Here is a 25,997-nt window from a genome sequence, read left to right as displayed (position 1 = left end):
AGGGATTGCTCATACGCCGTCCGAGCAGCCGGACCGGCCCTCGCGCGCCGCTAGCGTGCTCAGCGCCGGGGTGCGGATCCCCCACCTCGCCGCCCCCGGCTCCGTCGTCGACCCGAGAAGGAGCCGTCCACGATGACCGCACGCCGCAAGGCCGCCGCCGTTCGTGACGCCGGGGCGCGGATGACTGGACGGGGTGCCCGGTGTGAACCGGGCACCCCGTCCGCCGCCGTCAGCCGTCAGCCGTTCAGCCGTCAGCCGCCGACGCACACGTGGTCGGAGTGGCGGTCGCGGGGTCGAGCGCGTTGGCGACCTCGTGATAAGCGATGCGGTCCGTCAGACCGATCGTCACGTGCTCGGAGAGGTCGAGCGGGCACAGGTCCTGGAGGAGGACGTTGTGCACATCGGACCCGGAGAGGAACTGCGAGGTGTACGGGGTGACTACCTCGTCGTACCTGGTCGCGATCACGGTGTACCGCACCCCCGGCACGGTGTCCCCGCCCGCGTTGAGCTTCTGCATGAACGCCGAACCCGCCACCTGGTCTGTCAGCCCCGGTGTGACGCCCTGGAGCGCCTGCGCCGCGCCCGGGAAGTACGGGAGCAGCGCCGTCAGCCCGTCGAGCGTGGTCCCGTGGTTGTCGGGTGCGAGGCCGATCAGGGAGTTCACCTTGGCCGCGCCGCCGAGGAACTCCAGGTAGTAACGGGGCATCATGCCGCCCTGCGAGTGCCCGACGATGTCGACCTTGGAAGCGCCGGTGGCCGCGAGCACCTTGTCCGCCTCGTCGGAGAGCTGCTGGGCCGATGCGGCGATCGGGCCGAGCCCGTCGAAGAGCGTCTCGCCGGGCAACTGCCCGTAGTCGAAGGAGAAGACGCAGTAGCCGCGCTCGACCAGGTAGGGGGCGAGGGCGAGGAAGTTGTCGGTCTTGTTGCCGAAGGTGCCGGGCACGAGCACGACAGGGCGCGGGTGTTCCGCCGACGGCTTGCAGGAGTAGTCGTTCCAGCCGCTGGACGGCGCGGTCGCCGATGCCGACGACGTCGCGGAGGTTGCCGCACTCGCCGCCGTGGGGGTGGCGGCAACCGCGGTGGCCAGGGCGAGGGCGGACAGTGTGCCGAGGCCGCGGCGCCGTCGGCGCGTCAGGGCGTGTTTCGGCGGTTTCGGTGATGCGGGCAGGCTCATGTGATCTCCTCGCAGGTCAGGCTCTGGGGTCCCGCGACCCGTACGGCCCGTGATCCGGATCACAGCTTCGCCGCGCGTTCCGCCAAGTTACGGACCAGTAGTAAAAATGACTAGTTACCTGCGAGTAAAAAATCGGCCATGCGTGTGAAATCCGTGATCCACCCTCACGGTTCACGCCGCGCCGAGGAGCGCGGCGGGCAGCACGGCATGGGGCCCGAAGCGGGCGCGGGCACGGTCGATGGCCTCCTCGATCCGGCGCGCCTTGTCGTCGGCCGGGTCGAACGTGAGCTGGTGTGCGGCTAGTTCGGCCTCCGTCAGGCCCTCCGCCCGCAGTGCGACCGCGCGCACGCGGGCGCGCTGCAGACCGAGCGAGGCGTACAGCCGGTACGCGGCGCGCGTGAGGTCCGCGGTGTGCGCGGTCGGCTCGGGCAACGGACGGGTACGAGTGGTGGCGGTCCGATCGGCGTAACGGACGGTGAGGGTGAGCGATCCCGCGATCTGCTCGTCGCCGCGCAGCCGTGTGCCGAGCTCCTCGGTGAGGGAGAGCAGCGCGCGACGATGGCGGTCCGGGTCCAGCTCGTCGCGGTCGAAGCGCCGTTCGCCCGCGACGGAACGGGCGGGGGCGTTCGGGGTGACCGGGGTCGGATCGATGCCACGGGCCTGGTCATGGATCCGCCGCCCGGCGGAGGCACCGAGGATGCGCTGCAGGGTGCCGAGCGGCACGGCGGCGATCCGGCCGACGCTGTCGAGCCCGTAGTCGCACAGGAGTTGGGCGGTGGCCGGCCCGACGCCGTGCAGGGCGGCGGCCGGTCTGCTGTCGAGGAACGCGGCGACCGCACCGGGCTCGTCGGGGAGGGCACAGACCGCGCCGGGCCCGCCCTCGCACGCGGCCATACGGGCGAGCAGCGGGTTGGCGGCGACGCCGATGGTGCAGTCGATGCCGTAACGGGCCAGCGACCGCACCCTGATCAGGGCGGCGAGTTCGGCCGGCGTACGGCCGAAGTAGCGCAGGCTTCCGCGCACATCGGCAAGGGCGGCGTCGGGTGGCAACGCCTCGACGACCGGCGTGATCTCCATGAGCAGGCCGAGTAGGCAGGTGTACGACTCCTCCGTGAGGGGCGTGCGGCGGCCGGCGGGGCGGAAGCGCACGTGCAGCACGTTCGCGCCCATGGGCCGGCCACCGGTGTCCGGCGCGGCGGCGAGCTTCCGTTCAGCCGTGGTCTGCCTGGTCGTGAGCCGGCTCATCCTGCGCTCCCCGGGCTGGAGTGCCACAGCTTGCGGCCGGTGGCGGCGCGGTCGCCCGGGGGCTGGAGATCGGCCCACGGGTGGAGTTCGTAGCCGGTGGGCAGATGGATGCGCCGGCCTCCGGTGCGGTCGCCCGGGGCCACGGGCACCTCGGCGCCGGCCTCCGCACCGGCCTCCGCACCGGCGTCCACGGCCGCATCCGCGCCCCGCGCGAGCCGCGCCGCGACCTCGTCCAGACCGCCTTCCCGCCGCAGCTCGGCCAGTTCGGCGAGGTTCCACGCGGCAGCGCCGACCACGCTCAGGCTCTGCGGGCCGCGCCGCTGCACCACTCCCCGTACCAGCAGCAGCCAGGAGTGGAAGACGGTGTATGCGCACGCCGCGTGACTGTCGTCGAAGAACGCGCAGTCGACGAGCCCGGTCCCGTCGTCGAGGGTGGTGAAGATGACGCGGCGCCCGGAGCGGATCGGCGGGGTCTGGGTGGCCGCTTTGGCGCCCGCGACGAGCACGGTCCCTCCGTGCCGCACCTCGCGCAGCCGGTTCGCCGGGACGACGCCCAGCTCCTCGAGGAAGGCGCCGTGGTCGGTCATCAGATGACGGGAGACGTCCATACCGAGGACCCCGAGCTCGGCGCCGAGGCGTTCGTCCGCGTCCATGTCGGGCAGCCCGCCCCCGGACCGGCCGGTCCCGGAATCCCCCGCCGCGAGCGGGAGTTGCCCCTCGTATGCGGCGGCCCGCGTCCGTCCCTGCCGGTGCAGCTCCGCGGCCTGGAGCAGCAGATCGCGACGGCCCACGCCGAAGGCGTCGAACGCGCCGACCCGTACCAGCCGTTCGACCACCGGGCGGCTGGGACGGGCTCGCTGCCACACGTCCTGGAGCGAGGAGTACGGCTGTCCGGCGACCAGCCGGGCGGTCTCCTCCTCGCTGATGCCGTGCACTTCGGAGAGCGCGAGCCGCAGCCCCCACTCATCGCCCTCATTGCCGCACACCAGTTCGATCCGATAGTCCACGCCGGACCGGTTCACATCGAGCGGCAGCACCGGCACCCCGCGTCGGCGCGCGTCCGCGAGCAGCAGCCGCTTGGGATACATGCCCGGGTCGTGGGTGAGGAAGCCGGCGTAGAAGGCCGCCGGGTGGTGCGCCTTGAGCCAGGCCGACTGGTACGTCGGCACCGCGAAGGCGACCGCGTGCGCCTTGCAGAACCCGTAGGAGCCGAAGGCTTCGAGGATCTCCCAGGTACGGCGGATGACCTCGGCGGAGTAGCCGTTCCCCCGGGCCTTCTCCCCGAACCAGACCCGCACCCGCCCCTGCCGGTCGGCATCCGACAGGGCGCGCCGCGCTTCGTCGGCCATCGCCCGGTCACAACCGGTCATGATGCGCATGATCTCGATCACCTGCTCGTGGAAGACCACGACGCCGTAGGTCTCCCGCAGCGGCTCCTCCAGGTCGGGGTGCGGGTAGCGGACGGGCCTGCGCCCGTGCCTGGCCTCGATGAAGGGCCGCACCATGTCGGCCGCGACCGGGCCCGGCCGGAAGAGCGAGATGTCGACCACCAGATCGTGGAAGGTGCTGGGCTGCAGCCGTCCCACCAGGTCACGCTGGCCCGGCGACTCGATCTGGAAGCAGCCGAGCGTCTCGGCCGACCTGATCAGCTCGTACGTCGCCCGGTCGCCCGGCGGCACCTGCGCCGGGTCGTCGAGGTCGACACGGCGGCCGGTGGTGCGGGCGATCTCCGCGACCGCGTGCGCCATCACGGACTGCATGCGCACCCCGAGCACGTCGAGCTTGAGCAGTCCGAGCTCCTCGACGTCGTCCTTGTCGAACTGCGACATCGGGAAGCCCTCGCCGCTGGTCGGCATGACGGGGGTGCGGTCGAGCAGCCCGGCGTCGGAGAGCAGCACCCCGCACGGGTGCATGGCGACCCCGCGCGGCAGCCCGTCGAGCGCCTCGACCAGCTCCCACAGCCCTCCGTGGTCCTCCTGTGCGATGCCGCGCAGCTCGGGCAGTTCGGCGAGCGCGGCACGGGCGTCGCGGGCACGGATGTGCGGGAAGGCCTTCGCCAGCCGGTCGATCTCCACCGGGTCCATGCCGAGCGCGGCGCCCACGTCGCGCACGGCGTGCCGTACGCGGTACGTCTCGGGCATGGAGACGGTCGCGACGCGCTCGGCGCCGAAGCGGTCGAAGATCGCCCGGTAGACCTCCAGGCGGCGCGCCGACTCCACGTCGATGTCGATGTCGGGCAGCGCCTTGCGCTGCACCGAGAGGAAACGTTCCATCAGCAGCCCGTGCTCGACGGGGTCCGCGATGGTGATGCCCAGCAGATGGTTGACGAAGGAACCGGCACCGGAGCCGCGGGCCGCAACACGGATACCGAGCGCACGGGTGTCGTCGACGACCCGGGCGACGGTGAGGAAGTACCCGGCATAACCGAGCCGTGCGATGGTACGCAGCTCCTCGTCCAACCGCCTCCAGCGGACGCGGTCGTGGTCGTACCGCCGCGCCACCATGGCGGCGGTGCAGCGGGAGCGCAGCACGCGGTCCGCGGTCCGCACATACGCTCCGACCAGCTCCGGCTCAGGGAAGTGCACCTGCCCGAGCCCGAGGTCGCCCTCCGGGTCGACGGTGCAGCCGGCCGCGGTCTCCTCAGTCATCCGCAGCAGCCTGTGTGCGGCATCACGGCGGAATCCGGCCGCCTCGGCGACCCGCTCGGCGATCAGCGCCATGCCGACCGCGTCCTTGAGCCAGCGCTCACCGCTGTCCAGCGTCTCCTGCTTGCGCGTGTCGACGGGGACGAGGCGGCGGGCGGCGTCCAGGATGTCGGCGACCTGGCTCTGTCCGGGGTCGGCGTACCGTACGGCGTTGGTCAGCACCGCCCGTACGCCCTGCTCGACGGCGAAGCCGAGGGTACGGGCCGCGAGCCGCAGCGAGCCCGGTCCCGTGCCTGGGCGCCCGTGGTGCACGACTTCGAGCCGCAGCGCCTCCCCGTACATCTCGCGCCAGGGCGCGAGCAGCTGTTCGGCCCGGTCGGGTCGTCCCGCGGAGAGCGCGCGGCCGACCTCGGAGTCCGCTCCCAGCAGCACGACCAGCGCCTCCCCTTCGGCTGCTGCCGCCAGGTCTTGCCGGCTCAGCCGGGGTACGTTCGCCGGTTCGGCGGCCGACTCCGCGCGGTGCGCGGCGCTGACCAGCCGGCACAGCGCAGCCCAGCCCGCCGCCCCGTCCCGGGCGAGGAAGACCGCACGCGGTGCCGATTCATCGACAAAGGCACCTCCCCGTACCGGGGTACGCAGTCGCGCCCCGCGCCCCGGCGTCCCACCCTTCTCCGGTACGGCGAGCTTCTCCGGTACGGCGAGACCGGCACCGAACACCGGCCGCACCCCGGCCGCGCGGCACGCCTTCGCAAATCGCACCGTCCCGGCGAGGGTGTCCCGGTCGGTGAGCGCAAGCACGTCCATTCCCCGCTCGGCGGCGCGCTCCGCGAGCTGCTCGGGATGGCTTGCCCCATACCGCATCGAGAACCCCGAAACGGCATGCAGATGCGTAAAGCCAGGCATACGCACCTCCTGCTGCTCCCGCACCCCCCGACCGCCATGTCCCTCTCACCTCCCTGTCTCCACCATAGACCAGGTTCGAATACACGTTCGACATACGTGCCCCCGAAAGAGTCACACCGCGTGTGGCGTGTTCCCGTCGGCCGCGGGACGCTGGAATCGCTGGAAGAGCGCCTGCTCAGGAGATCGTCAGGAGGAGGCCATGAGCGCACCCACTGCACCCGTAGCACCAGCCGACGTGGCTCGCACCGCCTTCGAGGCGCTGGCCGCCGGTGATCTCGACCGCTTCGCCGAACTCACCCACGAGGACGCCGTCTTCGACGTCCTTCCCGTCGGTGAGCAGCGCGGGCGGACCGCCATACGGGAGCACTTCGAAGAGCTCCGCGCCGCCCTGCCGGACGCCTCGATGACGCTGGAGGGTGTCACCGGGGACGACCGGCGCGCGGCCATCGAGTGGCGGATGACCGGCACCTTCGAGGGCAAGCCGTTCCACGGCATCGCGCCCAACCACCACAAGATCGACATCCAAGGCGTCGACTTCATGGAGATCGACTCCGGTCGCATCCGTCACAACCGGGTCGCCTTCGACGGCGCCGAGTTCGCCCGTCAGGTCGGCATGCTGCCGCATCGCGGATCGGCCGCCGACCGTGCGATGCTGGCTGCCTTCAACGCGAAGACGCAGCTCGTCGAACGCTGGCACGAGCGGCACGAACGGCACCACGAGCGGCACGAACACAAGCAGGCCCAGGACAGCTGAACGGCATGTGAGCAGCACTCCCGGGCGACACCCCCGGGGTTACACCCCGGGTGAAAGGGGCTGCGATGGGCGCCGGAGGCCTGTCGAAGGCGCGTCTTGACCGCATGCACGACGTCATGGCAGGCCATGTCGCGGACGGCAAGGTCCCCGGCCTCGTCACATTGATCAGCCGGCGCGGCGAGGTGCACGTCGACGCGATCGGCGCGCAGGCGGCCGGCGGTGACCGGCCGATGCGCCGTGACACGATCTTCCGCATCTCCTCGATGACCAAACCGGTCACCGCCGCGGCGGCGATGATCCTGGTGGAGGAGTGCAGGCTTCGGCTGGACGAGCCGGTGGACCGGCTGCTCCCCGAACTGGCCGGCCGCAAGGTCCTCAAACGGCTCGAAGGACCGCTCGGTGACACCGTACCCGCGAACCGGCCGATCACCGTCCGCGACCTGCTCACCTTCCGGATGGGCTTCGGCGTCGTCATGGCGCCGCCCGGCACCTTTCCGCTCCAGACGGCCGTGGACGGGCTGCGCCTCGGCCAGGGCCCACCGAGACCCGCCACGGTGCCCGCACCGGACGAGTGGATGCACCGTCTCGCCACGCTCCCGCTGATCCATCAGCCGGGCGAGCAATGGATGTACAACACGGGCGCCGACGTCCTCGGCGTGCTCATCGCGCGCGCCTCCGGGCAGCCGCTGGAGACGTTCCTGCGCGAACGGCTCTTCGGTCCGCTGGGGATGAAGGACACCGGCTTCAGCGTGCCGCCGGACAAGCTCGCCCGGCTGGCGACCGGCTACGCCCCCGATCCCCGGACCGGTGCGCTGACGCTCTACGACGAGGCGGAGAACGGCGAGTGGAGCCGTCCTCCCGCGTTCCCCTCCGGAGCCGGGGGGCTGGTCTCGACGGCCGACGACTTCCTGGCCTTCGGACGCATGCTGCTGGGCAAGGGCCGGTACGGGAACGAGCGCATCCTGTCGCGGCTCTCGGTCGAGGCCATGACCACCGATCAGCTGACACCCGCGCAGAAGGCGGTCTCGCAGTTCGTCCCGGGCTTCTGGGACAGCCATGGCTGGGGGTTCGGCATGTCCGTGATCACGGCACGCGACAACATCTGGTCGGTCCCCGGCCGTTACGGCTGGGACGGCGGGCTCGGCACCTCCTGGTACGCGGACCCGACGGAGGAGATGACCGGGATCCTGATGACCCAGTGCGCCTGGACCTCACCCGAACCTCCCGTCGTCTGGCTCGACTTCTGGACGTCGGCCTACCAGGCGATCGACGACTGAGGGCGATCGACGACCGGGTCCGGTCCCGTGGCGGACCGCTACTCGCCGCGCTGCTCCTTCTCCCACAGCGGGTGCTCGCGCCGCGCCCACGTGCGGGAGACATGGCCGGTGCGCAGGCCGCGGCGGGCCTCGGGGTCACGGGCGGCCATCCAGATGTGGCCGGCCACCAGCACGCCGATGAGCAGTGCCAGCCAGTCGTGGACGAACGTGGAGCCGGTGCGCCAGATCAGCGGGGCGAGGTGCGGAAACCACATGATCAGACCGGTGCCGATCATCACGAGCACGGCACCGGCGATCACCGCCGCGTACAGCTTCTGGCCCGCGTTGAACTTGCCCGACGGCCGGTGGTGGCCGCGCAGCGCGGCCCGCACCCAGCCGCGGTCGTGCGGGCCGAAGCGGTTGAGACGGCCCAGGTCGGCGCGGAAGGCGCGGGAGAGCAGGCCGAGAAGGAGCGGCACCGGCAGGGTGATCCCCGCCCATTCGTGGACGGTGACCAACAGCCTGCGGCGGCCCACCAGTTCGGCGAGCGCGGGCAGGTAGAGGAAGGCCGCGGTGATCAGGGCGATGACCATCAGCAGGGCAGTGGTGCGGTGGATCCAGCGCTCGGCCGTGGTGAAGCGGCGCAGCAGCTCCGGCGCGCCGGCCTCACCGGTGGTGTGCGTCGCGTCAGTCGGTAGGGGCATCGGTCCGCCCGTTGGACTTGCCGACCCAGGCGTCGACGTCATAGCCGTAGTGCTCCCAGTAGCCGGGTTGGACGTGGTCGGTGACGGTGATCCCGGACAGCCATTTCGCCGACTTGTAGAAGTACATCGGTGCGGCGTAGAGGCGGACGGGGCCGCCGTGCGCGTCGGTGACCGGCCTGTCGTCCATGGCGTAGGCGACCATCATGTCGGGGCGACGCGCCTGGTCCAGGGTGAGGCTCTCGCTGTAGACGCCGTCGAAGCAAGTGAAGGTGAGCGCCTTGGCGCCGGGTCTGACCCCGGCCTCGTCCAGCAGGTGGGAGAGGAGCACCCCGGTGAACGGGGTGTGCGGCACGCGCCAGCCCGTCACGCACTGCACGTCCTTGACCAGCCGGGTGCGTGGCATGGCCTGCAGCTGCGCGAGCGTGTAGGTCGCGGGGCGCTCGACAAGGCCGTCCACCGTGAGCCGGTAGTCCGCGGGCGAGCGGTGCGGGATGGTGTCGGCGACCGAGTAGAAGCGGAATCCCCCGCCCCCGGGCAGCAAGCCGCTCAGGCCCGTCGGATCCTTGGCGGTGACCGAGGCGAGGACGTTGTCGATGCCGTTCTGCAGGTATCCGCCCACGGTTGCACCGGCCGCGCCGAGCCCCAGCATGGCAAGGATCACCCGCCGCCCGACGGGCGTGCCCGCGCGGTCCGCACCACCTGTGCCGTCGCTGCTCATACGTCCATTCGAGCACGCCGGGCCGGGGGACGACCAGCGCCGGTCCGCGCAATGCGGCAGCCGTCAGGCATTCGTAAGAGTTCCCCTGCGGGACCACTGCGGCACCACTGCGGGACGCCGAACGGGTGGAGGCCGTCTGCGCGATCGCTCGCGCAGACGGCCTCCACCCGTGGGGGGATCCTGGTGCGGTTCCGGTGCTACGGGATGGTGGCTCCTTCCGCGCTCAGCGCCGCGGTGACCGGCTGGAAGTACGTCGTGCCGCCGGAGGTGCAGTCACCGTCGCCGCCCGACGTGAGACCGATCGCGGCGTCCCCGTCGAAGAGCGCGCCGCCGCTGTCGCCGGGTTCGGCGCACACGTTGGTCTGGATCAGGCCGTTGACCGTCCCCTCGGAGTAGTTGACCGTCGCATTCAGCCCGGTGACCTGGCCGCCGTGCACCTGGGAGGTGCTGCCGCTGCGCTGCACCTGTTCGCCGACGGTCGCATCGGCGGCGTGGGTGATCTGCTGCTGGCTTCCGCTGTAGAGGTCGACGGCGCTCGGCGGGTTGGCGTTGGCGTCGTCGTACTTGACCAGCGCGAAGTCGGTGCCCGGGAACTGCGAGTCGACCGTCTGCCCGACCTCGGAGCCGCCTTGCGAGTCCGACCAGCTGGAGGCGGCATTGCCGCAGTGGCCCGCGGTCAGGAAATACGGTGCGCCTCCCTTGGTGACGTTGAACCCGAGCGAGCAGCGCACGTCGCTGCCCCAGATGGCGTCGCCGCCCGCGACGAAGGGCTTGAACTGCCCCTTGGAGTGGCGCATGGTCGCCATGGAGCCGAGGACGCCCATCGCCTTGTCCAGCCGGGCGAGCTTCGTACCCGTCACGGTGGTGTCGGCTGTGACCACGACCTGGTCGGCGCGCGGGTCGATGGCCCAGGCCGTGCCGGGGATGCGCGCCTGCTGCGCCAAGGTGGCGGTGGCGGAGCGGAGTTGGGCCATCGAGTGCTCGACGGTCTTCGGCACGGCGCCTGCCGCGCGGACCATGGCCGCATCCGCGGGATCGGTGATGTTGACGACGAGGCGCTTGGCCTGTGCGTCGAAATAGGAACCGGCCGCGCTGCCGCCGAGGCGGTGGGCGAGGTTCGATGCGAGCGTCTGCGCCGCGACCGCGGTGAGCCCGGCGGGCGCGGGGGCGGGGGTGGCCGACGATGTGTTGGCGGCCTCGGCGTTCGGCAGCACTATCGCGGCGGCGACGAGAGCGGCGGCGCCCGCTCCGGCCAGGATCACGCGTCGGTTCGGTATTCGCCGGTGTCTCAACTCGGAAACCTCCCGTGGGGGGTGGGCCCGTCCCGGTTGTCACGGGCCGCGGAGGGCGGAGCAGCTGAGGAGATGGGCCGAAGCGGGACATACAGGGAGTGAATGCGTCGTGCCCATGCCAATCAGCGCGGCCGAGTATTCCGACAGGCACCGATGACATGCAAGACCCAATTCCGGCCGGGCACAGGGCGGCGTGCGCTTCCGCGCACGCCGCCCTCGCCTTCCATGGCCGCACGATTGGCGCATTGCGCCGGCGGAACAAGCGCTTGCGCCTCGATCCCGCTACGCACCGCGCGGTGCTGTGAGCACCCTGTGAAAATGGCGGGTTGTCCGATAACGACCGCACGCGTCCGTATTACGGGTGCTCAACCCACCACTCGGTCGGTCACCCGTCCGCTGTACGCTCCGCCGGGTCCGACGGCTCCGCAAGGTCCACCGGATCCACCCGACCGACGGGGTTCACCGGACCGACGGGGTTCACCGGGTCCACCGGGTCGTCCGTCTCCAACTCCGGTGCGAGACCCGGCTCAAGCCCCGCGTCCAGACCGGCGTCGGCCTCCGTTGCCGCTTCGGCGGCCGCCGCCGACCCTGCGCCGTCCGGCCCGCCGTGCAGCACGCCGGGATTCTGCGCCGCACGCTCCAGGAACCGCAGCAGCTCCACCGGGAACGGCAGCACGAGCGTGGAGTTCTTCTCCGCCGCAACCGCCGTCACGGTCTGCAGCAGCCGCAGTTGGAGCGCGGCCGGCTGGCTGCCCATCACCGCGGCCGCCTGGGCCAGCTTCCGCGACGCCTGCAGCTCCGCGTCCGCGTTGATCACGCGCGCCCGGCGGTCACGCGCTGCCTCGGCCTGACGCGCCATCGACCGCTTCATGGTCTCGGGAAGCGATACGTCCTTGATCTCCACCCGGTCGATCTGCACGCCCCAGCCGAGCGCCGGGCTGTCGATCATCAACGCCAGACCCTCGTTGAGCTTCTCGCGGTTGGAGAGGAGGTCGTCCAACTCGCTCTTGCCTATGATCGACCGCAACGAGGTCTGGGCGACCTGCAGCACGGCGAAGCGGTAGTCCTCGACGTTGATGATGGCGTCGGCAGGGTGGATGACCTTGAAGTAGACCACCGCGTCCACCCTGACCGTGACATTGTCGCGGGTGATGCCCTCCTGGGCCGGGATCGGCATCGTCACGATCTGCAGATTGACCTTCCGCAGCCGGTCGATGACGGGAACGATCATCGTGAAGCCCGGGCCGCGGACGGGGTCCTTCAGATGCCCGAGCCGGAACACCACGCCACGCTCGAACTGCTGGACCACGCGGGCGCCCGCGAGGAAATACACCAGGCCGAAGCTCAGGGCTGCGGCCACTACATCCACGACCATCACGGCCCCCTGCCGTCCGCACGCGCGGGCATCGTGAAACGAACGGTCCCGGGGAATGCGCCCGAACCCTGACTCGCCGCTCTCCCCTACCGTTCTTCCTTACTTCACGGTACGCCTCGGCGGCTCCGCCGTCAGGGGGCCGCACGCCGTAGCCGATCGGATACCGCCCGTAGGTGCTCGACGAGTTCCGGCGGCTTCTGCACCGTGAAATCGACGCCGAACAGCCCGAGGTAGACCGCGAGCGAGTCGAGCGAGTCGAAACCGGTGCGGAGCACGCAGGACGACGCGTCGATCGCTTCCACGGTGGCGAAGCCCGTCCCGGTGTAGCGGGCGACCGTCTCGGCGGGAGCATGCAGGGTGACCACGGCCCGGTAGCGGTACGGCCGCGTGCTCACCCCGCGCGCCACATAGGTGGCCGCGTCGGTCGGAGGCTCGCGCGGCACGAAGCGCGGGCCCGTGGGCTGTCTGGGCGTGATCCGGTCGACGCGGAAGGTGCGCCAGTCGTCGCGGTCGGTGTCCCAGGCGAGCAAGTACCAGCGGCGGGCGTGCTGGACGAGGCGGTGCGGCTCGACGACCCGGCGGCTCGCCGCGCCGGAGTGGTCGCGGTATTCGAAGCGCAGCCGTTCGTGGTCGCGGCAGGCCACCCCGATGACGGTGAGCACCTCCTGGCTCACCGCCGCCCGGGTTGCATCGTTCATGACGGCGACGGCCTCCATCGCCCGCACCCGGTGCCGCAGCCTCGACGGCAGCACCTGCTCCAACTTGCCGAGGGCCCGCTCGGCCGTCTCCTCGATGCCGGCGACCGAGCCGCCCGCGCCGGTGCGCAGGCACAGCGCCACCGCCACGGCCTCCTCGTCGTCGAGCAGCAGTGGCGGGAGTTGGGCCCCGGCGCCGAGTCGGTAGCCGCCCGCCGTGCCGGTAGTGCCCTGCACGGGGTAGCCGAGGCCCCGCAACCGGTCGACGTCGCGGCGTATCGTGCGCGGCGTCACCCCCAGCCGCTGGGCAAGCTCCGCCCCCGGCCAGTCCCGGCGGGTCTGCAGGAGGGAGAGCAGGCGCAGCAGTCGTGCCGAGGTCTCCAGCATGGGGCCATGCTGCCATCCCTTGCGGACCGGGCGTGTCCGCAGGCAGCGCAGGCGCTGCGTGCGGACATCCCGTCATCCGATCCGCACCCCGTATGCCCTCAGCGCTGCCGTGACCGGCTGGAAGTACGTCGCACCACCGTAGGCGCAGTCGCCGTCACCACCGGAGGTGAGGCCGAGGGCGGTGGTTCCGCTGTAGAGCGGACCGCCGCTGTCGCCCGGCTCGGAGCAGACGTCGGTCTCGATCAGGCCGCTGACCACCTCGCCGTTCCCGTAGTCGACGGTGGCGTCGAGGCCGGTGACGGTGCCGCTGTGCACACCGCTCGTACTGCCGCGGCTGGTGACGTGCTCGCCGACGTACGGATCGGCTGCACCGGTTACGGCACGGCCGCCGCCGGCCGTACTCGGCCAGAGGTACGCCGGACCGGCATATTCGACGAGGGCGTAGTCACGGCCGGGGTAGGTGTAGGCGACGGTGTGCCCGAGCACCGCGGAGCGGTGGGCGCCCGCGTACCAGGTGGAGACGGCCTGGCCGCAGTGGCCCGCGGTGAGGAAGTAGGGCGTGGTCCCCCTGTGCACGGTGAAACCGAGCGAACAGCGGTAGCCGCCGCCGTAGATGGCCGCACCGCCCGGCAAGGGGCCGGTCGGCAGCGCCTCATGGAGGGTGCCCGCCACGCGCCGTACGTTCACCAGGTCCCCGTACCGGGCGGCCGTCGCGCGCAGCGCGGCGAACCGCGCGTCGCCGACGCCTGCGTCGGCGGTGACGGAGAGGGTGTGGCACCGGATCGACCGACCACGCGGTGCCCGGGACGGAGAGCGCGGCGATCGCGTCACGCGCGGCGGTGAGCTCCGGTATCGCGCCCGCGGTGGTGGAGGCGCCGGCTGCGGCGCCGCAGAGGGCTGCCGCGCCGGCTGCCGCCGCGGCGGCGGCGAAACGCCATCGGGACACCGTGCGTCCGCTGATGCGCTTGGAGGTCACTCGTTCCTCCCGTGGGCTGGAGGGTTCCGCGCTGGTAGGACCCTTCCTCCCACCCTCGGTCCGCAGTGCACAAGGTGGCATTGGAGGCACTGCGAAGGAACTGACGCCCCCTCAGCACTGCGGCACCGCACCACCCTGCCTTGCCTGGGCTTGCCTGAACGCCTTCGGGCCACCCGTCACCCCTTCGGGCGCACCGCCGGGGAGAAATCCTGCGGGGCGCACCCTTTCACGCCGTCACCTTCTGGATTTCTACGATTACCTGACGTATCGCCACGTATGGCTGTGCACCAGAACCGTCACGAATCCCCACCGGGACCGCATTCCACTTGGCGCATCATCAGCATCATGGACGACGATAGGAGGAGGATGAGGAGAGCGGACGGGCGGACGGTACGGACCGCGCGCGAGAGGAGGCGTCCATGGGTTCGGTGCGCAGGGCCAGCGCCTGGCTGGGGCTCGTCGACGACGGCAGCGACGAGCAGTACTACGACGAGGAGTACACGGACTACGCGGAGGGACCCGGGCCCGCCGATGCCTGGGTGACCGACCCCCGGGTGCGGGTGGTGGGCGATGCCGCCGAGGAGCAGGGCCGCCGCATCGCGACCGTCACCCCCAACAGCTTCCGCGACGCGCGCGGGATAGGAGAGCTGTTCCGCGACGGTATCCCGGTCATCATGAACCTCACCGCCATGGAGCCGTCCGACGCCAAGCGCGTGGTCGACTTCGCCGCCGGGCTCCAGTTCGGGCTGCGCGGCTCGATCGAGCGCGTCGCCGGCAGGGTGTTCCTGCTGACGCCCGCCGACTACAAGGTCGTCAACGGGGAGGCCGCCGGCCGGAAGGCCGACGGCTTCTTCAACCAGAGCTGAGCCCGCGCGCTCCGGACCCGTCCGCCACGCGCTCCGCCTACCGGAACGCGTCGAGCCCGGTGAGCGCCTTGCCGAGCACCAGCTGGTGCATCTCCACGGTGCCCTCGTAGGTGAGCACCGACTCCAGGTTGGTGGCGTGGCGCATCACCGGGTACTCCAGCGAGATGCCGTTCGCGCCCAGGACGGTGCGCGCGGTGCGGCAGATCTCGATCGCCTCGCGCACGTTGTTGAGCTTGCCGAAGCTGACCTGCTCGGGACGGAGCGTGCCCGCGTCCATCCGCCGCCCGAGGTGGTGGGCGAGCAGGATGCCCTTGTGGAGCTCGACGGCCATGTCGGCGAGCTTGGCCTGGGTGAGCTGGAAGCCGCCGATGGGCCGGCCGAACTGCTCACGGCTCTTCGCGTACTCCAGTGCCGCCTCGAAGCTGGCGCGGGCCGCGCCCATCGAGCCCCATACGATCCCGTACCGCGCATGGCTCAGGCAGGTGAGCGGCCCGCGCAGCCCGGTGACCCCGGGGAGTACGGCGTCGGCCGGCAGCCGTACGTCGTCCATGACCAGCTCGCTGGTGACCGAGGCGCGCAGGCTCCACTTGTGCTTGATCTCGGGAGCCGAGAAGCCGGGGGTGTCGGTGGGGACGACGAAGCCGCGGATGCCCTCGTCGGTACGGGCCCACACGACGGCGACCCCGGCGACCGAGCCGTTGGTGATCCACATCTTGCGGCCGTTGAGGATCCAGTCGCCGCCGTCCCGCTTGGCGTACGTGGTCATGCCGGCCGGGTCCGAGCCGTGGTCGGGCTCGGTGAGCCCGAAGCAGCCGATGACCTCGCCCGCCGCCATCCGCGGCAGCCACTGCTGCTTGTGCTCCTCGCAGCCGAAGCGGTGGATCGCGTACATGGCGAGCGAACCCTGTACGGAGACGAGTGAGCGGACGCCGGAGTCGGCGGCCTCCAGCTCCAGGCAGGCGAGCCCGTACTGCACGGCGCTCGCGCCCGCGCAGCCGTACCCCTTCAGCGACATGCCGAGCGCACCGATCGAGCCCAGTTCACGGGTCAGCTCGCGGATGGCGGGCAGCTCGCCGCGCTCGTACCACTCGGCGATGTGCGGCAGGACGCGGTCCTTCGCCCAACGGCGCATGGTGTCGCGGACGGCGAGGTCCTCCGGGCTGAGCAGGTCGTCGATCCCGAGCGGGTCGGACGGGTCGAAGGACGGCAAGGGACTGCCACTCATGGGTGGGACCTCCGGCTGAACGATCTTGGGATAGCGCTCCCGACGCTACGGCCGCGACGGCTCGCCGTAAAGACCCTCCCGGTCCGGCCGGCAGGCAGAAGCGGCCGCGCGCGGAAGTCGCAGCGCCGCGCCCGCGCCGAGCAGCAGCAGGGCGGCGCTGACGACGAGGGTGACGTGCAGTCCGTGGACGAAGGAGTGTCGGGCGGCACCGCGCAGCACGTCCCCGGCCGGTTCACCGAGGGCGCCGGCGGCCGCGTATGCCTCGCCGAGCGAGCGGCCCGCCGCCTCGCGCGCCGCTGGGGGCACCCCCGCGACGCTCCGGACGCCGGGCGCGTATGCCGCGTTCATCACGCTGCCGAGCAGGGCGATGCCCATGCCCGCGCCCAGCTGGTACGAGGTCTCGCCGATCGCCGCGGCCCCGCCCGCCCGGTCGGCCGGGGCATCGTCGAGCATGGACTCGTACGCCCCGAAGAGGGCGGTCTGCACCCCGAAGCCGAGCACCACGAAGGCGCCGGTGAGCAGCCAGGGGCGGTCGTGCTCGCCCACGGCGGTAAGGGTGAGGACGGCGCCGGCGGTGAGCACGAAACCCAGGCCGGTCATCAGCCGCGGGCCGAGGCGGTGGAGCATCCGTGCGCCGGCGAGTCCTGCGGCCATCGCGGCGACGGTGAGCGGCAGCAGCCGCAGCCCGGCCTCGACCGGTTCCAGGCCGAGCACCAGCTGGAGGTACTGGACGGCGATCAGCTCGAGGCCGACGAGCGCGAGCATCGCCACCACGATGCAACCGACGGAGGTGCCGAAGGCCGGCCGCGCGAACCACGCCATGTCGAGCAGCGGATGCCGGATGCGGCGCTGGCGTCGCACGAAGAGCCACAGCAGCGCCGCGCCGCCGAGGAGCGGCACGAGCGTCGAAGGCTGCTGGAGCGGGGCGCCTGCGCCCAGGCGCTTGATCGCGAGGACGGCGCCGAGGATGCCGGCGGCGGCCATCATCGCCCCCAGCAGGTCCCACGGTCCGTCGCGGTCGCCGGTGGACTCCGGCAGCAGCCGTCGGGCGACCGGCCAGATCACCGCCAGGAGCGGGACGTTGACGAGGAAGACCGAGCCCCACCAGAAGCGCTCGACGAGAAAGCCGCCGAGCACGGGCCCGACCGCGGCGCCGACGGCGGAGACCGCACTCCACACGCCGATCGCTGCGGCGCGCTCGCGCCGGTCCGGGAAGACCTGACGCAGGATCGAGAGCGTCGAGGGCATGATCATCGCACCGCCGGCGCCGAGCAGGGCGCGGGCTGCGATGAGGACGTGCGGGGTGGCGGCGAAGGCGGCCACCGCGGAGGCGGCGGCGAAGAGCCCGTAGCCGAGGAGCAGGACTCGCCGTCGGCCGATGCGATCGCCGAGCGTGCCGAAGAGGATGAGCAGGGAGGCGGCGGCGAGCGGATAGGCGTCGACGATCCACAGCAGTTGCGTCGCACCGGGCCGCAATTGCTCGGTGAGCGAGGGGACGGCGACGTGCAGCACGGTCGTGTCGAGGGCGACGAGCAGCAAGCTGATGCAGAGTACGACGAGGACGGACCACCGGTTCGCCGGGCCCGGGCGGGCGCCGGCGGCCACGCCCGGCGTGGTGCCGGGCTCGGCGCTGCGGCTCCTGGGGACGGCGGCCGTCGCGTGCGTACCGGCCGTGCTCGTCCCTGGCATCCATGCACCTCCGCCGCTTCGTCCGCTCGTACCCACCCCCTCACACCCGGCCGGTGGTGCAGGAGTGAACGGCCAGCGTACGCGAACGGGACAACGCAGCTGTGCGCCGGCTGTGGGCGATTCACCGGCCCCACCCTCCGCGGGCTCCTTGTGCGCTTGGTCACACCAGGACGCCACTGTTCGTCACTCTTCGCCCTCCGGACCCGCGCACGCCGTACACCACGCCGGGCGATGGCGTACGGGAAGGACCCTCTCCCGGCGGAGCCGAAACAGCGTCAGGCGTCCTGCACGCCCCCGCCAATTCAGGGCAGGGAAATCGCCCGGACAGCCGCCGCGGAATTCCGCAACGAATTTCTCGCACACCGCGCGACACCAAGTCCGGCCTCCGCAACGACAAGTGGAAAATGTGAGCTGTGCGACATCCCGTGACTACGGCCACATCACATCGTCATCACAAAGCGCCTGCCGCGACCGGAAACTGCCGTCACAGCCTGTAACGTCGAATGCGTGCGTACCGACCTAATCGTCGCCCCGCCGGAACACCGACCGGCAGCGGAGCGACCGAGCGACCGCGAGATCCCGCGGATGAGCCGAACACGCCTCTGGCTGTTCGGCACGACGCTGGTGGCCTACGCGGCCATAGTCGCAGCCGTACTCACCACGTCCTGGCTCGTGCAGCTGGACTGGCAGGTGATGCTCTTCCGGCCCTACAAGCAGTGGCCGCAGATCCACACCCTCCTCGACTACTTCGTCGTCCTCGGACAGCGCGGGCCCACCGCCGTCATAGTGGCCGCCTGGCTGGGCTGGCGCACCTGGAAGCAGCGGACCCTGCGTCCGCTGCTGGTCCTCGGCACCTCTTTGCTGCTGCTCAACATCTCCGTCGGCGCGGCCAAGTACGGACTCGGCCGGCTCGGCCCGCACTACGCGACCACGATCGGCTCCGCGGAGATGTTCGCGGGCGGCGACATATTCCCCTCCGGCCACACCGCCAACGCGGTCGTGACCTGGGGGGTGCTCGCCTATCTGGCCACCACGCCGTCGGCGCGCAGGGTCGGTTCCGTGATCAGTGCGATGCTCGCGCTCGCGGTCGGGATGACCACGATCTACCTCGGTACGCACTGGGTCAGCGACGTACTGAGCGGCTGGTGCGCCGGGTTGCTCGTACTGCTTGCCCTGCCCTGGTTCGAGCCCGCCGTGGCGCGCACCGAGCAGTGGGCGATGGCGCGGTGGGTGCAGTGGCGCGGACGTCCGGCCTATGCACCGCCGGTCGTGGCCCCGCCGGTTGCCGCGGGCGGCGAGCTGCTCCCCCCGCGGCTGCCGAAGGACCGCGTGGAGGGCGACACCGCACCCGTGCGGCTGCCCGTCGGCGCCGGGGTCAGCGCCCGTACGCCGTCGGCCGCGCCGCGCGCACCCCACTACCCGGTACGGACGTACCCGCCGCGGCACGAGCGCTCGCCGGTCACCCCGGCCGGCCCCCGGCGGCCGCACGCCGAGCGCCCGGCGCGCCCCACGCCGCCGGTGCCGGTGCCGACCGTACGCGGCCGCGGAGGCCCGGCCGTCTGACCCGCCCAACCACGACGAGCGCGGAAGGGCCCGCGGGGACGGTACGCACGACGCCCCGCGGGCCCCTCCGCGTCTGCGCGTTCACCCGCGCCAGCAGCGCACCACGCGGCCGTTGTCGACGCTGAGGTTGAGCCGCCCCGCCACGTACTCCAGGGTGACCACCGCGTCCGGCGGCAGAGTGCGCACCGGGCTCCAGCCGCGCTCCGCGGCCCGTTGCCGAGCCTCCTCAACGGGCAGCCCGACATAGCTGTCCGGGTCGTCGCGGGCATTGTTCCCCTCCGGACGGGGGTTCGTCACTGGCGTCATGGAGCTCACCGTAAGACCCACGCGCCCCTTCGGAAACCGCAAACCGTGCCGAGTTCCCGGTCCATCGTCACGCTTCTGTCACAGTGTGCGTCAAGGAGTTTGGGGCCCGCCGTCACTCTCGGGCGCGGTGACCGCTCACCGAAATGGGTGACATCTGACCCCCATCGCATTGATACGTGCACGCGCCAGCAATATTCACCGGAGGGATCCGGTCCGTCTACCGAACGACCGTCCTACGCATATCCGTGAGATTAATCCGGAAGTTAAGATGGAATATCCTGCACGCGCCTCGGAGCCATTACACAACTCCTCCACAAAAAGCACCTCTTGTCCACGACGTCCGATGTGCTCGACAGCACTCACGGGCGGTACGGCAGTTGCGGAACGGTGAAGCAGTTGCGCGTCATGTCGGGCCCCTGAGGGAGCCAGCCGCCGCGTCCGCCGTCGGCCGAGTCCTGCCAGCGCGCCACCGACAGGCAGGTGCGCGCCGTCCTCGGGGGCGAGGCGGCCCGGCTGAACGAGACGGGCAGCAGCAGGCCCCGCGCGTCGTACGGCTGCGGGCGCTGTATGAACCGCTCCACGCAGGCGCGAGCCGGTCCCGTTCCCGCGCTGTCCGCAGACGGGCAGCCGGACATGGCGTCGGTGAGCCACATCGCGGCCGCCCACCCTTCGAGCTGCCACTGCGAGAGCCCGGCGGGGCTGCCGCCGTTCTTCGCGGCGTAGGCGGCCATGCCGGAACGGAAGGCGCGCACTGCGGCGTTGGAGGAGTCGTCGTAGTCCCGGCTGGATCCGGTGACCCACAGCGCGTTGCGGCAGCCCGGCGCGTCGCTGTAGTCGGAGGGCACTGACGAGTCCCAGTTCTGCACGTTGGTGACCTTGGCTGCGACCTTCACCCCGGCGTCCTGCATGGCACGGCACAACTGGGCGTTGCCGTGGGTGTCCATCGCGTCGAGGAGGAGGTCGACGCCGTGGGAGCGCAGATCGGCGGCGACCGCGGGGAAGTTGGGCAGCGCAAAGTCGACCTGCTCCGGCACCACCCGGTAGCCCTCGGTGCGCAGCCCGGCCATGATCTGGCCGGCGTAGCGGGCGGAGTCGGCCTGGTCGTAGTAGACGACCGCGGCGGTGCGCGCGCCGAGCGCCTCCTTGAAGTAGCGGTAGACCTCGGTGCCGCCGTAGAGGGTGCCTCCCCAGCCGGGTGTTCCCTGCCGCGGTTCGTCGCTGCCGTAGATCCCGTACAGATGCGGATAGGTGTCGTAGGCGGTGCCAATGGGCTGGCCGCCGACGTCCGGCACTCCCTTGCTGCTGACGTACGGCGCGCCGGCGTAGTCCAGGGAGGTGGTGGCCACGAGGGCGAAGACCCCGTCCTGATCGATGAGTTTGTGCACGCAGGAGGTGTTCCCGACGCCGCTGCCGCCGTCGTCGCAGGTGATCACCTGAATCGGATGGCCGTTGACGCCGCCTTTGGCGTCGACCATGGCGAGGTAGGCCTCGGCACCGTCCCGGGGTCCGATGAAGGTGCTTCCTCCGACGGGGCTGGTGGTGCTGGTCACGATGCCGATCTTGATGGGTGCGGCCGTGGGTGCGGTGGCCGTCGGCCTCCCGCTGAACGCGCTGGCCGGGAGGCGGGTTCCGCAGGCCGCGCTCAGCGCGAGCGCGGCGGCGGCAAGCGCGGCCAGGCCTGCCCTGCGGACGGCTCGCCGCTCAGCAGCCGGGGGCCTTGGGCGCACTGGTGTCGAGCGCGATCAGCGAACACAGCGACTTGTCGGAGACCTTCCATACGTTGTTCTGCAGCACGGAGGTGCCGGAGGCGTTGGGGAGCACGGGTGTGCCCTTGAGCGAGAGGGTGTACGTCACAGTGGCGCCGGTCGGCGAGGTGAACTGCACGTTCTGCACGGAGGCCTCGACCTGGCCCACCCGGGGGTCGTTGGCGAAGCTCTGGACGAGTTGCTGGAGCTGCTGCCCGTTCTCCAGCAGCGTGGTCTTGTCCGCCAGTGAGGTCTTGGGGCTGAAGAACTTCACCCAGTCCTGCTCGACCTGCGTCCTGGCGGCGGCGGGGTTGCCGGGCGCGGCCGCCGTCGGGGAAGGGGTGGGCGTCGACGTCTGGGTCGGGGTCGGGGTCGGGCTCGAACTGCCGCTGCTCGCAGTCGATCCACAGCCGGTGACGGCCAGCGCGAGGGCCACGGATATCAGAGCCGATGCCGTCGTCATGCGCGGGTTGCTGGCCATCTGCCTCACCGTCCCGGACGGGGTGCGGACGATTGATCTCCTACCGTCGCCGACATACTATAGCAAATCGAGTGACATGCACACTCAATTGACGCTCTGTCAGTCCTCGTCCGCCGACCCCGAGGGGGCCCGATGGTCGCAGCCTCTGAGGCCTCTGAGGCATCCGACGTCGCTGCGGAACGCCACGGACACGAGCGGCTGCGCAGAGCCGTCTCCGACTGGGGCGGCTGGGTCGCGCTCGCCGCGGGCGCGGTGCTGTGTGTCCTGGGGTGGTACGGCGTCTCCGGTCAGAGTCTAACGGAACGTCAGCTTCCTTACCTCGCGTCGGCGACGATTCCCGGCGCCGCCCTGATCGTCGCGGGCGCGGTGCTACTCGCCCGGGACGGGACCGGGAGCGGGACCGCAGCGGGAGCGGCGGAGTCCCGTGTCGAGGAGCTGTACCGGCTGCTGACCCAGGACGAAGAACCGGTGCCCACCTCCGCAGCACCCGCATCGGCACATCTGGTCGCCGTTCCCGGCGGCACGATGCTGCACCGCGCGGACTGCCCCCTGGTGGCCGGGAAACCGGAGGCCGCCGAGGCTCCCGCGGACGAGGAGCGCCTGCGCCCCTGCCCCGTGTGCGAACCACCGGCGCCCGAACCGGAGCGCTGACCTCACGTGGCCTCGCTCACCGTCGACCTCACCCTTGCCGGGATCGCGGTAGGTGGCGCGGCCGCACTGACGGGCATCGGCCTGGTGGTGACCTACCGCGCCACGGGGGTGCTCAATCTCGCGCACGGCGCGATCGCCACCGTGACCGCCTATGCGCTGCGGGAGCTCGCCGTCGTGCACGGCTGGCCGCTCTGGCTCGCCGCTGCGACGTGCCTCGGCGCCATCGCGCCGGGGCTCGGGCTCCTCCTCGACCGCGCCGTCTTCCGGCCGTTGGCGGCGCGCGATGCCGGGCCCGCGGAGACGCTGGTGGCGACGCTCGGTGTCTTCGTCACGCTCGTCGGCGCGGCGTATCTGCTGTGGGGCGGGGGCGCGCGGGCGGATGCGCCGTCGCTGGTGCCGTGGGGTCCCGTGGCGCAGTCGGTCGCCGCGCTCTCCACGGTCGCCGTGGTCGGCGGCGCGGTCGCCGCGGTCACCCGCTGGACGCCGTACGGCGTCAGGCTGCGCGCGGTCGTCGACGACCGGCGTCTGGCCACGCTCGCCGGGATCGACGCGGACCGGGTGGCGGCGGCCGGTTGGGCATTCGGCGCATTCACGGCCGGTCTCGTGGGGGTGCTCCTCGCACCGTTCCTGCGGCTCGATCCGTACGGTCTGTCGTTGCTGGTGATGGAGACGATGGCGGTGGCCGTCGCCGCCGGCATGCGCAGCCTGCCGGCGGTGGTCGCCGTGGCGCTGGCGATCGGCGTCGGCCAGAGCCAGTTGACCCGCTTCCATCCGCAAGGGTGGGCTGAGCCGCTGCTGCAGGCGGTCGGGGCGAATCTCTTCGTCGTGGCCCTCCTCGTCGCCGTGGTGGCCGGCCCGCAGATCGGGGCTTCGGTCACATCGGGCCTGGTGCCGGTGCGGGGGGTGACGTCACGTGGCTCGTACCGGGCCTACCGGTCATGGGCAGCGTGCGCGGTGCTCTTCCTGCTCCCGCTCGGCTTCTCCGGGACCGACTTGAGCACATCGGTACAGGTCCCCGCGATGGCGGTGATCCTGCTGTCGATCGTGGTGGTGAGCGGGTACGGCGGGCAGATCTCGCTCGGGCAGGCCGGATACGCCGGGCTCGGGGCGCTGTTCACCGGGCTGCTCGCGGCGGGCCGCTTCCCAGGGGTACCCCGGCTGCCCGGGCTCGCGGCGCTGCTCGTCGCGGTCCTGCTGGTCGCTCCGCTCGGGCTGCTGACCGGGGGACCTGCGATCCGGCGACGCGGGCTCGCGCTGGCGCTGGCCACCTTCGCCGTCGGAACGGCCGTCAGCCGCTTCGTCCTCGCCCAGCCGTACGCCACATCGGGGCTCGGGGCCGGGCTTCCGCGTCCGGCCGGTTTCTCCGATGACCGGGCGTACTACGTGCTCGAACTGCTGCTGCTCGGCTGTGTTCTGGCGGCCGTGGCGACGATGCGCAGGGGCCGGCTGGGGCGTTCGCTCACCGCCATGGGCGAGCACGAGCCGGGCGCGGCGGCGGCCGGGGTGCGGGTGCCCACGCTGAAGATCTTCACGTTCGTGGTGGGCGCGGCCCTCGCCGGGCTCGGCGGAGGCATGCTCGGACTCGGGGTGCAGGCCTTCGACCCGGGCACCTTCGATCCGCTGTACGGGCTTCTGTGGTTTGCGGCGGTGGTGGTATTCGGGACGGACAGCGCGCTCGGAGCGCTGATCGCCGCGGCCCTGCTCGTCGGCCTCGACTCCGGGACGGGCGAGGGCGTCGCGACGGCCGTGATCGGTGTCCTGGCGATCCTCCTCGGTCGGCTCCCCGGCGGACTGGCCGGTCTGCGCACCCGGTTCACGGCGGCCCCGGCTGTGCGCGTGTCGCTCAGCCCGGCGGGTGAGCGGGTGCGCGCGCGCATCGCCGCACGGCGAACCGGCGCCGACCGGCCTGTGCCCGCCCGCCATTCGGTATCGCTCCCCCGCGACGGCCGCCTCGGGGCCGTCAAAGGCACCGCGCGGCACGGCCCGGCGGTACGGCTGACGGCTCGTCATCTCACCTACGCCTACGGCGGTAACACCGCAGTCGACGACGTCGACATCGTCGTGCCGCCGGGCCGGGTGACGGCGCTGATCGGGCCGAACGGTGCCGGGAAGTCCACGCTCTTCCACTGCCTGTGCGGGACGTTGCGCCCCGGCGGCGGGCAGGTGCTGCTCGGCGGGCGTGACGTCACCCGGCTGTCGGCGCACGCCCGCTCCCGGCTCGGTCTTGCCCGCACGTTCCAACAGCTCGCCGTCTTCCCCGGCCTGACGATCGCCGAGAACATCCACGTCGGCGCCGAACAGGGCCGCCGCCCGGACGTGAGCGCGGCCACCGATCGTACGCTGCGCCTCCTCGGCCTCGACCAGGTGCGCGACGAGCCGGCCGCCGGTCTGCCCACCGGTCTGCTGCGCCGGGCCGAGCTGGGCCGGGCGATCGCGGCCGGGCCCCGTGTTCTGCTCCTCGACGAACCCGCGGCCGGGCTCGACGAGGCAGAGGTCGCGGCGCTCGGCACGGTGTTGCGCGCCCTCGCCGCCGACGGCATGGCGCTGCTCCTCGTCGAGCACGACCTCGAACTGGTCGGCGGCATTGCCGACTTCGGATACGCCATGGCGGGCGGGCGGCTGCTGGCCGCCGGTCCGCCCGCAGCCGTGCTGACCGATCCGCGGGTGCAGCGCGCGTACGCGGAGGCCCTGCCGTGAGCGTCGAGATCGCGCTGCGGGCGGCGCGTGTGCGGTATGGGCCGCTGGAGGCGCTGCACGGGATCGACCTGGCCATCCCGGCGGGGCGGCTGACCGTTCTCGTGGGCCGCAACGGGTCGGGGAGAAGCAGCGTGCTGCGCGCTCTGGCCGGTACGGTTCCGCTGGCCGCCGGCCGGGTGGTCTGGCGCAGTGAGGACGTCACCCGGCTGAGCGCGCACCGCCGCGCCCGTCGCGGCCTGGTGTTCGTGCCGGACCAGCGTGCGGTGTTCGGCTCGCTCACCGTCGCGGAGAACCTCGCCGTCGCCGGTGCGGACTCGACGGAACCGGCACCCGCGCTCGCCGCCTTCCCTGCGCTGCGGGAGCTGCTCTCCCACCACGCCGGGACGCTGTCCGGCGGAGAGCAGCGCATGCTGGCGCTCTCCCGGCTCCTGATCGGCCCCGCCCGGCTCGTCCTCGTCGACGAGCCGGGCCAGGGGCTGTCGGCCGCCGCCGCGGCGCGGACTCACCAGATGCTCGCCTCACTCGCGTCGGCGGGCCGCACCGTGGTGGTGGCCGAGCAGCGGCTTCCCGAGGGGCTGCGGTCCGCGGCCGCCGTAGTCTACGAGCTGCGGCGCGGCGCCGTGGTGTTCGCCGGCGAGCCGGGCGAACAC

The 25,997-nt window shown here is 71.9% G+C and carries 21 protein-coding genes; 7 read left to right on the top strand and 14 right to left on the bottom strand.

What is annotated here, in order from left to right; genetic code table 11:
• Window positions 1–244: 244 nt before the first annotated feature.
• The 3 genes from NGB36_RS22465 to NGB36_RS22455 all read right to left on the bottom strand — a co-directional run bounded on the left by NGB36_RS22465 (window position 245) and on the right by NGB36_RS22455 (window position 5,967).
• Window positions 245–1,174, bottom strand: a complete 930-nt coding sequence (locus tag NGB36_RS22465) for an esterase/lipase family protein (RefSeq protein WP_255922205.1) — start codon at window positions 1,172–1,174, stop codon at window positions 245–247.
• A 171-nt stretch (window positions 1,175–1,345) separates the two neighbouring features.
• Complete coding sequence (locus NGB36_RS22460) at window positions 1,346–2,344, bottom strand: DNA polymerase Y family protein (protein ID WP_255922293.1); 999 nt, start codon at window positions 2,342–2,344, stop codon at window positions 1,346–1,348.
• Window positions 2,345–2,415: 71 nt separating this feature from the next.
• The gene (locus NGB36_RS22455) at window positions 2,416–5,967 is read right to left on the bottom strand and encodes a DNA polymerase III subunit alpha (RefSeq protein ID WP_255922204.1); all 3,552 of its coding nucleotides are present in this window, start codon (window positions 5,965–5,967) and stop codon (window positions 2,416–2,418) included.
• A gap of 199 nt (window positions 5,968–6,166) precedes the next feature.
• Between NGB36_RS22455 and NGB36_RS22450 the strand changes: the two genes are divergently transcribed.
• Window positions 6,167–6,721, top strand: a complete 555-nt coding sequence (locus NGB36_RS22450) for an ester cyclase (protein ID WP_255922202.1) — start codon at window positions 6,167–6,169, stop codon at window positions 6,719–6,721.
• A 65-nt stretch (window positions 6,722–6,786) separates the two neighbouring features.
• Window positions 6,787–7,998, top strand: coding sequence for a serine hydrolase domain-containing protein (locus NGB36_RS22445; RefSeq protein ID WP_255922201.1), 1,212 nt, complete (start codon window positions 6,787–6,789; stop codon window positions 7,996–7,998).
• A gap of 38 nt (window positions 7,999–8,036) precedes the next feature.
• Here the strand turns inward: NGB36_RS22445 and NGB36_RS22440 are convergent, their stop codons facing one another.
• The 6 genes from NGB36_RS22440 to NGB36_RS22415 form a co-directional block, all read right to left on the bottom strand.
• On the bottom strand, window positions 8,037–8,681 hold the full coding sequence (locus tag NGB36_RS22440; protein ID WP_255922200.1) for a cytochrome b/b6 domain-containing protein: 645 nt from the start codon (window positions 8,679–8,681) through the stop codon (window positions 8,037–8,039).
• On the bottom strand, window positions 8,665–9,399 hold the full coding sequence (locus NGB36_RS22435; protein ID WP_255922199.1) for a molybdopterin-dependent oxidoreductase: 735 nt from the start codon (window positions 9,397–9,399) through the stop codon (window positions 8,665–8,667). The genes NGB36_RS22440 and NGB36_RS22435 overlap by 17 nt, the downstream gene beginning before the upstream one ends.
• A 197-nt stretch (window positions 9,400–9,596) precedes the next feature.
• A complete protein-coding gene (locus NGB36_RS22430) occupies window positions 9,597–10,691 on the bottom strand; it encodes a S1 family peptidase (protein WP_255922198.1) in 1,095 nt (364 codons plus the stop codon).
• 385 nt (window positions 10,692–11,076) lie between these two features.
• Window positions 11,077–12,066: a slipin family protein gene (locus NGB36_RS22425; RefSeq protein ID WP_255922196.1), complete on the bottom strand. Its 990-nt coding sequence runs from the start codon at window positions 12,064–12,066 to the stop codon at window positions 11,077–11,079.
• Between the two features lie 131 nt (window positions 12,067–12,197).
• Window positions 12,198–13,148: a helix-turn-helix transcriptional regulator gene (locus tag NGB36_RS22420; RefSeq protein ID WP_255922195.1), complete on the bottom strand. Its 951-nt coding sequence runs from the start codon at window positions 13,146–13,148 to the stop codon at window positions 12,198–12,200.
• A gap of 72 nt (window positions 13,149–13,220) precedes the next feature.
• Window positions 13,221–13,979, bottom strand: coding sequence for a S1 family peptidase (locus NGB36_RS22415; protein WP_255922194.1), 759 nt, complete (start codon window positions 13,977–13,979; stop codon window positions 13,221–13,223).
• A 564-nt stretch (window positions 13,980–14,543) separates the two neighbouring features.
• Here NGB36_RS22415 and NGB36_RS22410 point away from each other — a divergent pair.
• Window positions 14,544–14,990 (top strand): cell division protein SepF, encoded by a 447-nt coding sequence (locus NGB36_RS22410; RefSeq protein ID WP_255922193.1) that lies wholly within the window; start codon window positions 14,544–14,546, stop codon window positions 14,988–14,990.
• 37 nt (window positions 14,991–15,027) lie between these two features.
• Here the strand turns inward: NGB36_RS22410 and NGB36_RS22405 are convergent, their stop codons facing one another.
• Entirely contained in the window at window positions 15,028–16,215 is a 1,188-nt protein-coding gene (locus NGB36_RS22405) for an acyl-CoA dehydrogenase family protein (RefSeq protein WP_255922192.1), read from the bottom strand.
• 45 nt (window positions 16,216–16,260) lie between these two features.
• Entirely contained in the window at window positions 16,261–17,904 is a 1,644-nt protein-coding gene (locus tag NGB36_RS22400; RefSeq protein ID WP_255922191.1) for an MFS transporter, read from the bottom strand.
• Between the two features lie 585 nt (window positions 17,905–18,489).
• Between NGB36_RS22400 and NGB36_RS22395 the strand changes: the two genes are divergently transcribed.
• Window positions 18,490–19,467 (top strand): phosphatase PAP2 family protein, encoded by a 978-nt coding sequence (locus NGB36_RS22395; RefSeq protein ID WP_255922190.1) that lies wholly within the window; start codon window positions 18,490–18,492, stop codon window positions 19,465–19,467.
• Between the two features lie 81 nt (window positions 19,468–19,548).
• Here the strand turns inward: NGB36_RS22395 and NGB36_RS22390 are convergent, their stop codons facing one another.
• The 3 genes from NGB36_RS22390 to NGB36_RS22380 form a co-directional block, all read right to left on the bottom strand.
• On the bottom strand, window positions 19,549–19,773 hold the full coding sequence (locus NGB36_RS22390) for an I78 family peptidase inhibitor (RefSeq protein WP_255922189.1): 225 nt from the start codon (window positions 19,771–19,773) through the stop codon (window positions 19,549–19,551).
• Between the two features lie 359 nt (window positions 19,774–20,132).
• Window positions 20,133–21,500, bottom strand: a complete 1,368-nt coding sequence (locus tag NGB36_RS22385) for an ABC transporter substrate-binding protein (RefSeq protein WP_372509502.1) — start codon at window positions 21,498–21,500, stop codon at window positions 20,133–20,135.
• Entirely contained in the window at window positions 21,475–21,999 is a 525-nt protein-coding gene (locus tag NGB36_RS22380; RefSeq protein WP_255922188.1) for an MTB12 C-terminal domain-containing protein, read from the bottom strand. The genes NGB36_RS22385 and NGB36_RS22380 overlap by 26 nt, the downstream gene beginning before the upstream one ends.
• Before the next feature lie 132 nt (window positions 22,000–22,131).
• Between NGB36_RS22380 and NGB36_RS22375 the strand changes: the two genes are divergently transcribed.
• The 3 genes from NGB36_RS22375 to NGB36_RS22365 all read left to right on the top strand — a co-directional run.
• Entirely contained in the window at window positions 22,132–22,650 is a 519-nt protein-coding gene (locus NGB36_RS22375; protein ID WP_255922187.1) for a hypothetical protein, read from the top strand.
• A gap of 6 nt (window positions 22,651–22,656) precedes the next feature.
• Window positions 22,657–25,347, top strand: a complete 2,691-nt coding sequence (locus NGB36_RS22370; RefSeq protein ID WP_255922186.1) for an ABC transporter permease subunit — start codon at window positions 22,657–22,659, stop codon at window positions 25,345–25,347.
• On the top strand, window positions 25,344–25,997 hold a 654-nt coding region (locus tag NGB36_RS22365; protein ID WP_255922185.1), incomplete at its 3' end, for an ATP-binding cassette domain-containing protein. The genes NGB36_RS22370 and NGB36_RS22365, both read left to right, overlap by 4 nt.

Origin of the sequence: Streptomyces humicola (assembly GCF_024436035.1) — a bacterium.
Taxonomy (GTDB): Bacteria; Actinomycetota; Actinomycetes; order Streptomycetales; family Streptomycetaceae; genus Streptantibioticus_B; species Streptantibioticus_B humicola.
The sequence above is the reverse complement of the archived record's forward strand: the minus strand, read 5'-3'. Positions and strand labels throughout refer to the sequence as shown.

Bases quoted from the DNA above. Each gene is read 5' to 3' on its own strand.
- NGB36_RS22435 (WP_255922199.1), bottom strand. From the start codon at position 9,399: ATGAGCAGCGACGGCACAGGTGGTGCGGACCGCGCGGGCACGCCCGTC.
- NGB36_RS22460 (WP_255922293.1), bottom strand. From the start codon at position 2,344: ATGGGCGCGAACGTGCTGCACGTGCGCTTCCGCCCCGCCGGCCGCCGC.
- NGB36_RS22375 (WP_255922187.1), top strand. From the start codon at position 22,132: ATGGTCGCAGCCTCTGAGGCCTCTGAGGCATCCGACGTCGCTGCGGAA.
- NGB36_RS22440 (WP_255922200.1), bottom strand. From the start codon at position 8,681: ATGCCCCTACCGACTGACGCGACGCACACCACCGGTGAGGCCGGCGCG.
- NGB36_RS22445 (WP_255922201.1), top strand. From the start codon at position 6,787: ATGGGCGCCGGAGGCCTGTCGAAGGCGCGTCTTGACCGCATGCACGAC.
- NGB36_RS22450 (WP_255922202.1), top strand. From the start codon at position 6,167: ATGAGCGCACCCACTGCACCCGTAGCACCAGCCGACGTGGCTCGCACC.
- NGB36_RS22465 (WP_255922205.1), bottom strand. From the start codon at position 1,174: ATGAGCCTGCCCGCATCACCGAAACCGCCGAAACACGCCCTGACGCGC.
- NGB36_RS22425 (WP_255922196.1), bottom strand. From the start codon at position 12,066: ATGGTCGTGGATGTAGTGGCCGCAGCCCTGAGCTTCGGCCTGGTGTAT.
- NGB36_RS22395 (WP_255922190.1), top strand. From the start codon at position 18,490: ATGAGCCGAACACGCCTCTGGCTGTTCGGCACGACGCTGGTGGCCTAC.
- NGB36_RS22405 (WP_255922192.1), bottom strand. From the start codon at position 16,215: ATGAGTGGCAGTCCCTTGCCGTCCTTCGACCCGTCCGACCCGCTCGGG.
- NGB36_RS22390 (WP_255922189.1), bottom strand. From the start codon at position 19,773: ATGACGCCAGTGACGAACCCCCGTCCGGAGGGGAACAATGCCCGCGAC.
- NGB36_RS22400 (WP_255922191.1), bottom strand. From the start codon at position 17,904: ATGCCAGGGACGAGCACGGCCGGTACGCACGCGACGGCCGCCGTCCCC.
- NGB36_RS22455 (WP_255922204.1), bottom strand. From the start codon at position 5,967: ATGCCTGGCTTTACGCATCTGCATGCCGTTTCGGGGTTCTCGATGCGG.
- NGB36_RS22420 (WP_255922195.1), bottom strand. From the start codon at position 13,148: ATGCTGGAGACCTCGGCACGACTGCTGCGCCTGCTCTCCCTCCTGCAG.
- NGB36_RS22380 (WP_255922188.1), bottom strand. From the start codon at position 21,999: ATGGCCAGCAACCCGCGCATGACGACGGCATCGGCTCTGATATCCGTG.
- NGB36_RS22410 (WP_255922193.1), top strand. From the start codon at position 14,544: ATGGGTTCGGTGCGCAGGGCCAGCGCCTGGCTGGGGCTCGTCGACGAC.